Annotated in this window: 10 protein-coding genes, 1 tRNA gene and 2 pseudogenes; 6 read left to right on the forward strand and 7 right to left on the reverse strand. The window is 67.6% G+C overall.

What is annotated here, in order from left to right:
- Positions 1–341 precede the first annotated feature (341 nt).
- The 3 genes from ACQEXA_RS48770 to ACQEXA_RS48780 all read left to right on the forward strand — a co-directional run bounded on the left by ACQEXA_RS48770 (position 342) and on the right by ACQEXA_RS48780 (position 2,513).
- The gene (locus tag ACQEXA_RS48770; protein ID WP_432923859.1) at positions 342–947 is read left to right on the forward strand and encodes a DinB family protein; all 606 of its coding nucleotides are present in this window, start codon (positions 342–344) and stop codon (positions 945–947) included.
- Between the two features lie 40 nt (positions 948–987).
- Positions 988–2,361 carry a hypothetical protein gene (locus ACQEXA_RS48775; RefSeq protein ID WP_432923857.1) on the forward strand — a complete coding sequence of 458 codons (1,374 nt, stop codon included), beginning with the start codon at positions 988–990 and terminating at the stop codon, positions 2,359–2,361.
- A gap of 78 nt (positions 2,362–2,439) precedes the next feature.
- Positions 2,440–2,513: transfer RNA gene (locus ACQEXA_RS48780), tRNA-Gln, on the forward strand.
- A 133-nt stretch (positions 2,514–2,646) separates the two neighbouring features.
- Here the strand turns inward: ACQEXA_RS48780 and ACQEXA_RS48785 are convergent.
- Positions 2,647–3,276 (reverse strand): HAD family hydrolase, encoded by a 630-nt coding sequence (locus ACQEXA_RS48785; protein WP_432923855.1) that lies wholly within the window; start codon positions 3,274–3,276, stop codon positions 2,647–2,649.
- 305 nt (positions 3,277–3,581) lie between these two features.
- Between ACQEXA_RS48785 and ACQEXA_RS48790 the strand changes: the two are divergent.
- A pseudogene (locus ACQEXA_RS48790) lies at positions 3,582–3,977 on the forward strand (flavodoxin family protein); the annotation flags it as partial.
- Between the two features lie 9 nt (positions 3,978–3,986).
- Here the strand turns inward: ACQEXA_RS48790 and ACQEXA_RS48795 are convergent.
- Positions 3,987–5,954, reverse strand: a complete 1,968-nt coding sequence (locus ACQEXA_RS48795; RefSeq protein ID WP_433133081.1) for a zinc ribbon domain-containing protein — start codon at positions 5,952–5,954, stop codon at positions 3,987–3,989.
- On the reverse strand, positions 5,951–6,568 hold the full coding sequence (locus ACQEXA_RS48800; protein ID WP_433133083.1) for an IS607 family transposase: 618 nt from the start codon (positions 6,566–6,568) through the stop codon (positions 5,951–5,953). The genes ACQEXA_RS48795 and ACQEXA_RS48800 overlap by 4 nt, the downstream gene beginning before the upstream one ends.
- A gap of 207 nt (positions 6,569–6,775) precedes the next feature.
- On the opposite strand from ACQEXA_RS48800, the gene ACQEXA_RS48805 reads away from it, so the two are divergent.
- Positions 6,776–8,044 (forward strand): ISL3 family transposase, encoded by a 1,269-nt coding sequence (locus ACQEXA_RS48805; RefSeq protein ID WP_433128623.1) that lies wholly within the window; start codon positions 6,776–6,778, stop codon positions 8,042–8,044.
- Between the two features lie 30 nt (positions 8,045–8,074).
- Positions 8,075–8,305 (forward strand): annotated as a pseudogene (locus ACQEXA_RS48810) (NADPH-dependent FMN reductase); the annotation flags it as partial.
- A 264-nt stretch (positions 8,306–8,569) separates the two neighbouring features.
- Here the strand turns inward: ACQEXA_RS48810 and ACQEXA_RS48815 are convergent.
- The 4 genes from ACQEXA_RS48815 to ACQEXA_RS48830 all read right to left on the reverse strand — a co-directional run bounded on the left by ACQEXA_RS48815 (position 8,570) and on the right by ACQEXA_RS48830 (position 12,295).
- Positions 8,570–9,439 (reverse strand): aldo/keto reductase, encoded by an 870-nt coding sequence (locus ACQEXA_RS48815; protein ID WP_432923847.1) that lies wholly within the window; start codon positions 9,437–9,439, stop codon positions 8,570–8,572.
- A 105-nt stretch (positions 9,440–9,544) separates the two neighbouring features.
- Positions 9,545–9,991, reverse strand: a complete 447-nt coding sequence (locus tag ACQEXA_RS48820) for a nitroreductase family deazaflavin-dependent oxidoreductase (protein ID WP_432923845.1) — start codon at positions 9,989–9,991, stop codon at positions 9,545–9,547.
- Between the two features lie 560 nt (positions 9,992–10,551).
- The gene (locus tag ACQEXA_RS48825) at positions 10,552–11,256 is read right to left on the reverse strand and encodes a hypothetical protein (protein WP_432923843.1); all 705 of its coding nucleotides are present in this window, start codon (positions 11,254–11,256) and stop codon (positions 10,552–10,554) included.
- A 49-nt stretch (positions 11,257–11,305) separates the two neighbouring features.
- Positions 11,306–12,295: a nitrilase-related carbon-nitrogen hydrolase gene (locus ACQEXA_RS48830; RefSeq protein WP_432923841.1), complete on the reverse strand. Its 990-nt coding sequence runs from the start codon at positions 12,293–12,295 to the stop codon at positions 11,306–11,308.
- Between the last annotated feature and the right edge of the window lie 236 nt (positions 12,296–12,531).

Consider the following 12,531-nt stretch of genomic DNA (forward strand, 5'->3'; position numbering starts at 1 on the left):
GGTCATGTGTGCAGTCGGCCGTAAAACCCACGGATTCGGACATGCGGAAGGCCTGACCGGTCTCAGCACGGTGGGCGAAGGGCACCGGTGGGTCAGATGACGGAGTTCTCCTGGAAGGCGCAGCGCATCATGACGAGCGCTTCCACGTTGCGGCTGCCGTTGCGTCCACGCTTCGCGGAGCGCTTCTGCTCCTCGGCGATGTCGCCGGACATCCGCAGTCGGACAGTCCGACGCGAACCGCCCGTCGAGAGGCTCTGACGACGGCGTCCAGAGCGAGGCATCGCTCGTTCCCGTCTCGCAAAAGGCGTGGACAGAGATCGTTCAGGCGCGAGACTGGGCTCATGACCGCACCGGATCCCAAAGCCGACCTTCACTTCTACCTGCAGTCCGCCCGTGATGCCCTGCTGTGGAAGCTCGAAGGTCTCTCGGAGTACGACATCCGCCGCCCCCTGACGCCGACCGGCACCAACCTCCTCGGGTTGGTCAAGCACGTGGCCGGCGTGGAGCTGGGCTATCTCGGCGACACCTTCGGACGGCCGTCCGGCGAGCCGTTGCCCTGGCTCGAAGACGGTGCTGAGCCCAACGCGGACATGTGGGCCACCGCCGACGAGTCACGCGAGCAGATCGTGGAGCTGTACCGCCGTGCCTGGGCGCACGCGGACGCGACGATCGACGCACTTGGGCTGGAAACGATGGGCAGGGTGCCTTGGTGGCCCAAGGACAGGGACGAAGTGACGTTGCATCATGCCGCGGTGCGCGTGATCGCTGATACACAACGGCACGCCGGGCACGCCGACATCGTCCGTGAACTCATCGACGGTGCTGTCGGGATGAACGAGGGCAACACCAGCATGGGACCGGGCGACTCGACGGGGTGGCAGAACTACCGCAGCCGGCTCGAGCGCGTGGCCGAGGAGGCAGCGCGCAAGCCCGCCGTGGACAAATAATCAGTGGAGACGTGTTCGCGGCGATGACAAGGTAAAGCCCATGCCGTCGCACATGGTTGAACAACTTCTCCGTGATCTGCACGCGTCGCTCACCCAGCGCAAGCGTCCGGAGGATGTGGCCCGGCTCATCCAGGATCTCTACGCTGTCCAGGGCGCTGACCTCGATACAGCCACCGAGGCGGCGCTCGCCAAGGCCGCTGAGAACTCGCTTCGCAACCTATGGCACGGATACACCTCCATGCTCGAGGAGTTCGCCCGTCCGGTCGGCGCACAGCGCCAGCTCGCCCGAGCGGCAAGCCTGTTCACGAGCGTGCCGGAACTCCCGGCCGGCGCCGGTGATGATCCAGTCCAGATCGAGGCGGTGATCCGGCGAGTTGGTGAGGAGATCGGCCGCTCGTACGGGCAGAACGACTTCGGTATGGATCGCCTCAACCGGGCCGAGCGCACAGCGGCGGGCTTCGGTGAGATCTCCAAACGGCAGTACAACAAGCGTTTCCGGCTGCTGCGCCGGATGGAGGCCAAGCTGGCCCGGCTCATCCACGAGCAGCGCCGCCGTGAAGTGACCATGACCGGCAAGGGTGCGCTCGCCCACGTCCTCCCGTACGAGCTGTTCGCCATGGACCTGGACACGGCGGCCTTCATTGCGTACTTCACGGCGCGCGGTCACATGCGCAGCATCTTCACCAACGGCAGGCAGCGTCAGGTATACGACGAGGTCGCCGAAGCCTTGTTCCAACGCCTTCGGGACATCCCCGAGCGGACTTGCTGGTACGCGGTCGCGCATGTGCGTCCCACGCCCGAAGTACTGGCCCATGTGTCCGACGAGGACATCACACAGTTGCTCATTCGATGGAACGGCTTCCTGCGTCAGGTCGCGAACCTATTGGAGGACGCCTGGAGCCGGCATCCGCTGGAACGCGACACGATGATCGTGCGCCGCGGCGACGACGCGTCCACGTGGAACCAGTCCGCTCAAGCGTGGAACACGGCCCGAGCACACTGGTTCGCGCTGCTGAGCGAGCTGGGCCAGGACGAGACCCTGGATCGGTTCTGCCCCGGCAAGGTGCCCCGCCTGATGGCGGCGGACGTGGCGTACTGGCACCGCATGAGCGGCGGTGGGCTGCACCCGGACACGTACGTCTGGGCCGAACTTCCGCTGCCCTGGGAGGTACTTCGGGGGGAGAGGGAATGCCCGCGCTCACTCGTCGAAGCGGTCTGCGCCCGGCATGGGGTGGACCCGGTGGCGGGCGCCTGGACCGCCCCCAGGCCGGTGGCTGCGGCTGTCGTCTTCCGGCGGACGCCCGAGTTGGTACACGGAGTCGCCGTGGCCGACCCGCTCATGGCCGGCGCTCTCCGGTCGGCAGGCGTCTTCTCCGGCAAGGACAAGCGTGCTGCCGCTCAAGAGTGGTGGTGATCTACGGCAACGGAGGGCCGGGCGCGACCGGGTAATTCAGTTGACCTACGCGGTGGCCCCAGAAATGATCAGGGTGGCGATGAGGAAGCTCTGTGGAGGAGCGTCCGGCTCTGATCTCCGGGTGGACGCAGGTTCGAATCCTGCCCTCGTCGCCTCTTTACGTACCTGTCTGAAGCGCCCCGACGTGTGCTCTTGCGGCCGACGAGTCCGCCGAGCGCGTGGCGCCTGAGTTCCAGGGAGATGTGCCGCGGCAGCCCTGGGTGCGGTGTGTAGGCCAGGCCGCTGTCATCCGAGCGGTACGCGCCCTGGAACGCGGGGCCCAGCATCCAGATGAGCTGCGACGCGTGCGATCGTCCGGGCGTTGTCCTCGAACAGATGCGCTTGCATGCCCGCCGCCTGGGCGGCCTCGACGTTGACGGAAACACCGTCGATGAAGAGACAATTCTCCGGGCGTACGTCCAAGGTGGCACATGCGGCCTCGAAGGCTCGCGGGTCAGGTTTGCCGATGCCGATCTCGTGCGAGTAGATGATCTGTTCCACCAGGTCGTCGAAGTGGTACAGCGCCGTATCGCGCTCCCGGGCACCGACGAAGCTGTTGCTCAGGATGCCCAGCCTGCACATTCCCTGTAGCCCCCGCACGTAGGTGATGAGTTCCTCGTTCGGCGTCCCCAGGTACTCCGCCCAGAGATCAGCCATGAAGGCTTCGACCTCGAAGGCGTCGAGACCCAGGCGTGTTGCCACCTGCTCGTGCACCTCGCGTTCGCTGATGCTTCCAGCACGCCATACGTCGCGCATCCGGTCATTCACCGTGCCCAGCGGCAACTCCAGCCGGTCTTCCCACCGTTGCACCCACCCCGTGTCCGGCGTGATCTCCAGTACTCCGCCGATGTCGAGAATGACGCAGGTCGCGGTCACGTGAACTCCCCCTCTTGGTCCCGTCCGGCTCACCGAGCGCACACACCGCCGCTCAGGAGATCCGTGGAGACACTGTTGCTCTTCCGTCCGGGACGAGGTCAAGCGATCTTGAATCCTGTGACAGCCCGGTCGCGAGACGCCGACGCGACCGGCCCAATCGTCAGGCACCGGTACAGCCGCGGCCTTCGCCATCGCCATGCCCACCGCGCGTCGACTAGCTTCTGGATGAACTCCACCACAGGCTAGATCTTCAATAGAGATATGGTCTACTTTAGAAACCAGCCCTCCAAGGATAGGAATCTCTGATGTCCCAGCACGTCCCCCCGCAGCCGCGCATCGCCATCGCCTTCCACTCCGGCTACGGTCACACCGCCGTCCTGGCCGAGGCGGTACAGCGGGGTGCCGAGAAGGCCGGGGCGCAGGTCGCCTTCATTCCGGTGGATGCCATCACCGATGAGCAGTGGAACGAGCTCGACGCCGCCGATGCGGTGATCTTCGGAACGCCTACCTACATGGGCGGTGCGTCCGCGGGCTTCCACACGTTTGCAGAGGCCACGGGCCGTCGGTTCGTCGACGGGGCATGGGCCGACAAGATTGCCGCCGGCTTCACCAACTCGTCCTCGAAGAGTGGTGACAAGCTGAACACGCTGACGTTCCTCGCCGCCTTCGCGGCACAGCACCGCATGATCTGGGTGAGCGTCTCTGATTAGCTATGCGATCCCGAGTCGGATTGAGTTTCCGGGATCGTTTCCCACCGTGGTGGGGGGGGCGTGGGCGTGGAGGTGGAATCCCGCGCCGAGTGCTGCTCCTTGTGGCCGGTGGCCGGTGGTGGGTGTGCTGGTCGTGTTCATGCCCTGGTGTCGGTGGGCTGCGCGGGGCAGCCGGGTCCGGTCCGTGTGAGCGTGTCCCTCCGGACGCTGGCCGGCACGACCGTGAGGCCGTGCTGGGGAGGGTGCCCTGCGTCGCCTGGGCGCGGGGCGTGGGGAACGTGGCCGGGTGGGGCCGGTCTTGGTCCGGTCCTTCCGGCTGGTCTTGGGAGTCGGTGTGAGGACTGCGTTCGCTTCGAGGTTGTCGAGGACCGTCCGGATCGCCATGTGGCCGCTGGTGTGGTCGGTAACGGTCGTGGCCTGGTGGGCCAGGCCGCGGGCTGCGATTCGTCGCCAGGCACCGTGGTCGCGGTCGCCCTGCCAACGGTAGTCCTGGTGGGGGCAGATGGCCCATTTCCATCCCGCGAGGGTGGGCCGGTCGGGGGTTTTGCGGTGGCGCAGCGGGGTCAGGCAGTGCGGGCACAGTTTGGAGGTGTTGCGGGCCGGAACCGTGACGACGGCGATGCCCTGTTCGGTGGCGAGGTGCCGCGTGCGGTCGGCGATCTGTCCGCGGACCTGCTGGGACAGGCGGGTGTTCAGGGTGCGGCCCATGCCCCCGGCTTCCATCGACCGTAGATCCTCGACATAGATCACCGTGGCCCCGGCGGCAATCGCTTGGTCGACGGTCCACCTGGCGGCAGCCCATGCCAGGGCGTCGTTGAGGCTCGACCGGCGCTGCGAGACGTGTTGGATCTCGCTGCGGAGCACGTCCAGCTTGGGGGCAAGCTGGTGGTCGTGGCCTGCGATCAGCCGTTCATACTGGTCGGCCTTGGTGTGCAGTCGCTCCGAGAGGCGGCGCAGGCGGTGCTGCTTGGCGAGCACACCGGCGGCCCGGAACTGGGCGCCGGCACCGAGCGCGGTGATCCGCCCCTCGCCGTTCAGTTGCACGGCGCCCGTGCTGAGGAGCGTGTTCAGGCCCCAGTCCACGCCGAGCGCCACCGTATGACCGGTGCGGTTGGCCTTGGGGACGGCGTGGGTGTAGGCCAGGTCGGCGCGCACGGTGTCACCCGCGCAGCGGAGGGTGGGAAGGTGGAGCACCGCCGATGCGGGGACTGTCGGCGGCAGCGCGATGGGGCAGGCCACCCACGTCCAGTCCCGGTATGCCTGCGGGTCGGGGCGGGTGGGTAGCTGAAGCCGTAGCAGCGCCTGCCCGGTGTCGGTTTCGGAGCGTTCGATCGTGGCTTGCTGCCCGTCGCATGCGGCGAGCAGCAGCATGCGGGCCACCTTCGGGGTGCCTTCGAGTTCGAACACGTCCACGGGCAGACGGCCGTTGGCCTTGAGATACGTGGCGGCCTGCCGGGTGCGGGCCTTGATGATGCTGGACGGCAGATACTTTCCACCAGGGACCGCTGCGCGTACGGCGTCCCACTCGCGGGGAGTGCGCTTGCCCGGATCGATGGGCCATGCCGCCAGGACTCCGGCAGTCAGGTCGGCACGCCACTTCGCCGAGCGAAGCGCCCGCCCGGCCTGCTCCTGGGCCATGCGCACGATCCGGTCGTTGACTTTCACGCCCTCGGGCGGGGCGGCGCTCCAGCCCAGACGCCGCAGCGCCATCCACGCGTTCGACGGCAGTTTCCGGCCGCCCGCGTCCACGCCGGAGGCGAGTACCTTCACATCACGGCTGTTCCAACGCTCGGCGAGCACGACAGACACCATGCCCGCCACCAGGTCGCTGCACCAGCCGATGCGTTCGGCCAGCACGGCCTGGGTCAGGACTTCGCCCGTCTTCTCATCCACGCCGGTGCGCACAAGGGTGCGGGCGCACGCGGTGCGGGAGGTCTCGCCCTTACCGATCGGCAGCTTTCGACTCACGCGGCGCGCCCTGCGTCGCACTGGCCCGACTCGGCCAGCAGGCGACGCCGGTTTTCAGCCGACCGCATCCCGTACAGGCGGCCTGCGAACGTGGTGACCAGCGACGCGAAGTCCTCAAGGAGTTCGTCCCGGTCGCCGAGCTTCTTTGGGTGCAGCACCTCAAGACGCGCGCCGTACACGGACAGCAGGTGCTTGAGCCAGCCGACACCAAACCGGGCGAGCCGGTCCTCGTGCGTGACCCGCACGACGGTCACCGAGCCGTCAGCAACGGCCCGCAGGAGCCGGCTCAGACCGGGCCGGTCCTCCCGCAGGCCAGAGGCCCGGTCACGGAAGACCTTGACGATCTCGCCGGTGGAGGTGGCCCGCAGCTCCTTCTCCTGCGTCTGAAGCGAGGCTTCCTGCTCGTGGGAGCCGGACACGCGCAGGTACAGGCCCTCCAGGCGGACACGCTCGCCACCGGTGGAGACCTTCATCGCTTCCACATCGATCGAGGAGAACCGGCGCTCACGCCCGACCCAAGTCACCGGAATCTTGCCTGAGTCAGCCCAAAGCCGAAGCGTCACGGGGTGAACACCCAAGCGTTTGGCGGCCTTTGAGAGTCGAAGAAGCTCCACACAATCACCGTACGATCACTGAGGAACTCTAAGCAAATTGAGGCTCTCCGGGCATGAGTGTGGGCTGGTGGGTGGGATCTCGGGGTCAATGTATTGATCGGGTTGGATCGTTCCGCCTGGGGTGGTGAAACGTAGGACGCGCACGGGGCGGACCGTAGATTCGGAGGCTGTCGAAGGCCGTACCGAAGCTACAGGAGTCCACGCACCGTGCGCGTCACCACCGCATTCAACCGCCTCCTGGAGCTTCCTGGCGTGAGCGTCACCGACGTGTCGTTCGGCGAGGACCGGGTGATCGTGGACGTGGCGCTGACCCGCCGGTGTCTGGCCTGCCCGGAGACCGGCTGCGGTTTCACCACCCGCACGCGTTACGACACCAGGCCGGTGTCCTCCTGCTGGAGGCACCTGGACCTGGGCCGCTGGGGCCTGGTCGTCCGGGCCGGCCTGCGCCGCCTGCGCTGCCCCGAGCACGGCGTCAAGATCGAAGCCGTGCCCTTCGCCCGGCACCACTGCGGCTTCACCCGCGACTTCGAGGATGTCATCGCCTACCTGGCCACCCGCACCGACAAGACCACCATCACTCGCCTGCAGCGCATCGACTGGCACACCGTGGGCCGCATCTGCGCCCGCGTCGTCGCCGACGGCCTCGACGAGGACAGACTCGACCACCTGGTCACCATCGGGGTGGACGAGGTCAGCTGGAAGAAGCACCACAACTACCTGACCCTGGTCACCGACCACACCGGCAAGAAGATCGTCTGGGGATCCGAGGGCAAGGACAGCGAGACCCTGGACGAGTTCTTCGATGAACTCGGCCCCGAGCGCGCTGCAGAACTGGCCGCGGTCAGCATGGACATGGGGCCGGCCTTCGCCAAGAGCGTTGGCGAAGAAGGCCACGCCCCGCAGGCCGTGATCTGCATCGACCCGTTCCACGCGGTCAAGCTCGTCGGTGACGCCCTGGACGCCGTGCGCCGCGAGGCATGGAACGAGCTGCGCCAACTCGGCGATCAGGCTGCGGCAAAGAAGTTCAAGGGCGCCCGCTGGAGCCTGCTGAAGAACCCGGAGAACCTCACCGACGAGCAGGCCACGACCCTGCGCAAGCTCAAACGCAAGGGCGGCGGAGTCTGGCGAGCCTACCGGCTCAAGGAATCCTTCCGCGCGATCTTCGCCGGGGACCTGGACGCCGGCGAGGCAGGCGAGTTGATCGACCGCTGGATCTCGCAGGCCCAACGCTCCCAACTGCCCGCGTTCATCAAGGCAGCCAAGACCATCCGCAAGTTCCGCGACGGGATCCTGGCCTCCATCCGCCTGAAGATCAACAATGGTCGGGCCGAAGGCCTCAACAACCACGTCAGGCTACTGATCCGCCGCGCCTACGGCTTCCACACCGCCACAGCCGCCCTCGCCCTCGTCATGCTCACCTGCGGACCCATCACCCTTGTCCTACCCCACGAACGACCCCGAACCCGGACCGGCTGACCCACATCCATGCCCGGAGAGCCCAAATTGATGAGCCTGGGCCTCGCCCCGGGCTGGAACGCCCTGGAGGCCGGCGAGGACGACCTCAACCGGCTCGGCTTCTGGACCGGCGCCGGCGCGCAGACCCCGCTGGACGGTGGAGTCGACACGGTGCACAGCTCGGACGTCGCCACTGCCGAACACCTCGGGGCGCGCGTCGCGGAGCAGACCGCAGCATTCGTCGCCGGTCGCGCCGCTCTGGCCGGCTCGGCCGACGCCTGAGCGGTCGCCCGGGATCACGTCTACCCCGAGGCGCCGGCCCGGGATCACCACCACCACGTCGCCTCCGCCCGCCGAGCGGCGGATCGGTCAGCCGCCGCCGACGTCGTCAGGTGTGCGGCCGTGCTTTGTTCGCGGTGAGGCCGATGATGTCGGCGACGTGGCGCCAATAAGAGCGTGCCGGCGTCTCTCGTCCTACCCCGGTGGTGATCTGCCGGGCCAGGTGGCATTCGCCTGGCTGGTGACCGGCCTCGGCCAGGCCGCCGTTTACACGGCCTGGCTCAGCGCCTGGAACTCGGCGTCGCGCAGGGTGATCTGCGCGGCCCGGGTGTTCTCCTCGAGATGAGACACGCGGGAGGTGCCGGGAATGGGCAGCATCACGGGGGAGCGGTGGAGCAGCCAGGCCAGGGCCAGCTGGGAGGGGCTCGCACCGTACGTCTTGGCAAGCGTGTCCAGCGGGCCGCCGGGACGTGCCAGTTGGCCGGTGGCCATCGGGAACCACGGGATGAAGCCCAGGTTTTCCCGCTCGGCGTACTCCAGTACATCCTCGGCATGGCGATCGGCGAGGTTGTACAGGTTCTGCACGGAGACGATGTCCGCGATCGTGCGCGCTTCCTGGATCTGGGAGACCGTCACCTCTGACAGGCCGATGTGGCCGATCTTTCCCTCTTCCTGCAGCAGGCGTAGCTCGCCGACCTGGTCGGCGAGCGGTACCTGGGGGTCGATGCGGTGCAACTGGTAGAGGTCGATGCGGTCCACGCCGAGGTGGCGCAGGCTCAGTTCGGTCTGCTGTCGCAGGTATTCGGGTCGGCCCAGCGGCTGCCAGCCGTCCGGGCCCGAGCGGGACAGCCCGCCCTTCGTGGCGATCACGAGGCCCGCCGGGTAGGGGTGCAGCGCCTCATGGATGAGCTGCTCGCTGACGAACGGGCCGTAGGAGTCCGCGGTGTCGATGAAGTTCACGCCCAGCTCGACGGCCCGGCGGAGCACACGCACAGCCTCCTCCGGATCCTTCGGCGCCCCCCATACGCCGGGGCCGGTCAGTTGCATGGCTCCGTATCCGAGCCGGTTGACGGGCAGGCTGCCGCCGATCCGGAACACTCCGGAAGCGTCGGCGGGACGTGAGGTTCCCTGAGTCATGGTCTGTACTTCCTGTTGTTGTGCCGGGCCTGGAGCTGTAGGCGGCTGTGGGCACCGGCAGGAGTCGTTCGGAGTGAGGGGCAGCCTCACGTGAGTGAGAGGCGGTCAGTGCGCGTCGGTGACCGGCTCCAGGACGAAGAGCGGGATGTCCCGATCGGTCCCGGCCCGGTACTCGACGAAGGGCGGGTAGGCGGCGTCCGCGTGCTTCCACCATTCGGCCTTCTCCTCGCCGTGAAGCTCGCGAGCGATCATGTCCTGCTTGGCTGCCCGGTCCTGCACCTCGACGAGGGGATGGGCGACCACGTTGTGGTACCAGGCGGGGTGCTGGTCAGCGCCACCGTTGGAGGCGGCCACCGCGTAGCAGCCGTTGTGTTCCACCCGCATCAGCGGCATCTTGCGGACCTTGCCGGACTTCACGCCCATGGTGGTCAGGATGATGACCGGCAGGTCCAGGAAGGTGCCGCCCTCCTCGCCGTCGGTGGCCTCGTACAACGCGACCTGGTCGCGTACCCACGAGGTGGCGCTCGGCTCGTACTCACCATGGAGAGGCATTGCTCGTGCTCCTAGCAGTTCTTCGAGGCACGGGCCGTGGGGTTCGCAGCCCGGGTATGGCCTATGGGTTTCCAAAGTAGACCACATCTCCATTGGGGTCCATGCGACCCTCGCCGTCCAGAGAGTGTGAGTCTTCGCACGGAAAGGAACGTGTGCGCCGCAATGGGGTCGTCCATGCGGGCTTGGCGTCGGGGAACGGACGCCAAGGCATGTCGCCCGGTCGTCACGCCCTTGGCCGCTCGGGCGGCTGCGGCTGCTGATGACCGCTGCTCAGCCCGGATCGAGGAGCAGCCGTAAATGGGTGGTCGGTACCGAAGGGCGGGGCAGTGCAGGCGCTCGTCACCCTGGAGCCAGGCAGGCGCGCCGCCCGGCGGCCCGTGGGCTGATTCCTCGGCGCCAGCGTCTTCACGGGCGGCGATGGTGAGCCATACAACCGGCCGGCGTCTCTGGCCGGGCAGCGGCCGTCCATCGGCTCGCGCATCGGATGCCGAACGCGACCGTGGCGCCGCCCCGGCAGGGCGGCGCCACAGCAGAGCCGATCAGCGCTCCAGGAAGGCGTTCTACTTCGTCGTACCCCAGAGCTGGCCGTCGGGCACGTGGGACGGGTTGCCCATCAGCCTGTCGACCCGGATCTGCGCGGGCACCGCCGTCCGGCGATCGCCGCGCTCGTAGCCGCCGTGCCGGAACGAGTTGTGCGTGAAGGTCATCGCGTAGGGGTGGGCAAAGTTCGTAGTCGAGCCGCTGACCAGCGGGAAGTGCCCCGGGGAGACGGTCGTGGGGGAGTCCGCGGTGTCGATGATCCACACGGTCTTGGCGGACACGCCGCATTTCTGCAGGGTGAGGCCCTCGTCCTGGTACGCGGTGTGAGCCAGGCCCGCACACAGGCCGGTGCGCTTGCCGTGCGGCGCGTATTCGACCTCTACTGCGCGCAGCTTGCCGTAGTGCTTGTTCACCTCGGCGGACACGAGGCCGTCCTTGTAGAAGTCGGACACCTGGCCCGCGCGGTGGCCGACGATGTCCCCGGCCGCATCGGACGTGCTGACGGGGTACATCGCGGTGGGCTGGCCGACCCTCGCCACCCCCCGATACACGGTCTCGACCAGGTTGGGCCGCTCGGACGTGCCGAACTTGGCGCTGTAGATCTGGATGCAGCTGTCACCACACTCCGGGGTGGCCGCGTTCGCGGACAGCGTTCCCGCCGCACCGAAGCCACCGACCATGGTCGCCACCGCCGCCGCAGCGAGCGCCTTGTTCTTGATAGACATAAAAGTTTCCCTTACTCGAACCGTAGTCAGGACCCTGCGCACTGCCGCCTCACCGGTCCTGGGTGGGACGGTCTTCTTCGATCGCCCGTCCGGCCCGGGCCGCAACGTGCGTGCCGCGCTCGTGGAGATTGGCCACCGCCGAGCGGTCGATCTGCAGGTTGAGGAGTTCCGGGCGGCTGTAGTGGCCGCGCGCGTCCATCAGGCGCTTGCGCCGGTCGATCAGCTCGAAGTCCAGGTCGGCGATGACTTCGCCTTCACCGGAGGTGAGCGGCTCGCCGAGGATGCGGCCATCGGGGTCGACAATGGCGGTGAAGAAGCCGCGGGAGAACGCCTCGACGGGGCCGCCTGTGTCCTGAGCGAGCTGGCCCTGCTGGTCGGCATCGAGCCAGGCGGTGGCGTTGACCACGAAGCAGGCAGATTCCAGCGCGTGCTGGCGGATGTTGACCTCGATCTGCTCGGCGAACAGCGGGCCGCCGAAGGCGCCCGGGTACATCGCGGCGTGTATCTGCTCGCCGTCCGCGATCAAGGCATAGCGCGCCAGCGGCAGATAGTGCTCCCAGCAGGCGAGCTGGCCGATGCGGCCGACGGCACTGTCCGTTGCGCGCAGGCCCGAACCGTCGCCCTGGCCCCAGACCATCCGCTCGTGATAAGTCGGCGTGATCTTGCGGCGGCGCTGGATCAGCGTGCCGTCCGCGTCGAACAGCAGCTGCGTGTTGTAGATGGTGCCGCCGTCACGCTCATTGACGCCGATCGAGACGACCATGTGCGCTTCCCGGGCGGCTTCGCCGATCGCATCCGTCTCGGCGGACGGTACGGTCACCGCCTCCTCGAGCAGGCGCAGGTGTTCCTTGGCCGATGCGTAGGGCGGCTGCACGAAGGAGAAGTACGGGTAATAGGGAACGACGGTTTCGGGAAAGACGGCGAACTGGACACCCTGTTCGCCAAGTTCCCGGATCTTGCGCACGACCTTCTCGACCGTGCCCGCACGGCTGTAGAGCACGGGGCTGATCTGGACGGCGGCGGCTTTCACGACGGTCATGACATGACTCCTTCGAAATGCGCACTAGGCAGGTTCGTGGTGTTGCGTGTGTCTGGAATATCGATGCATAAGGAACGGAAGCCCCGGGTCGTCCAGGCGGCAGACCCCGCTGGGCGCCAGGCAGGCTCCCGCTCCACCGAGGCGCCGGCTGCTGCAGTAGCCGGTAGGCAGCAGGCGTCCTGGCGATGGATAGGAGCATATGCGCGTATCTGGAGAGAGGCAAGGGCGACGGCGTA

Source organism: Streptomyces sp. CA-106110 (assembly GCF_050936285.1).
In the GTDB taxonomy this organism is placed as follows: Bacteria; Actinomycetota; Actinomycetes; order Streptomycetales; family Streptomycetaceae; genus Streptomyces.

Coding starts and splice junctions, on each gene's coding strand:
- ACQEXA_RS48820 (WP_432923845.1), bottom strand. CDS start 9,991: ATGCCTCTCCATGGTGAGTACGAGCCGAGCGCCACCTCGTGGGTACGC.
- ACQEXA_RS48775 (WP_432923857.1), top strand. CDS start 988: ATGCCGTCGCACATGGTTGAACAACTTCTCCGTGATCTGCACGCGTCG.
- ACQEXA_RS48815 (WP_432923847.1), bottom strand. CDS start 9,439: ATGACTCAGGGAACCTCACGTCCCGCCGACGCTTCCGGAGTGTTCCGG.
- ACQEXA_RS48770 (WP_432923859.1), top strand. CDS start 342: ATGACCGCACCGGATCCCAAAGCCGACCTTCACTTCTACCTGCAGTCC.
- ACQEXA_RS48830 (WP_432923841.1), bottom strand. CDS start 12,295: ATGACCGTCGTGAAAGCCGCCGCCGTCCAGATCAGCCCCGTGCTCTAC.
- ACQEXA_RS48825 (WP_432923843.1), bottom strand. CDS start 11,256: ATGTCTATCAAGAACAAGGCGCTCGCTGCGGCGGCGGTGGCGACCATG.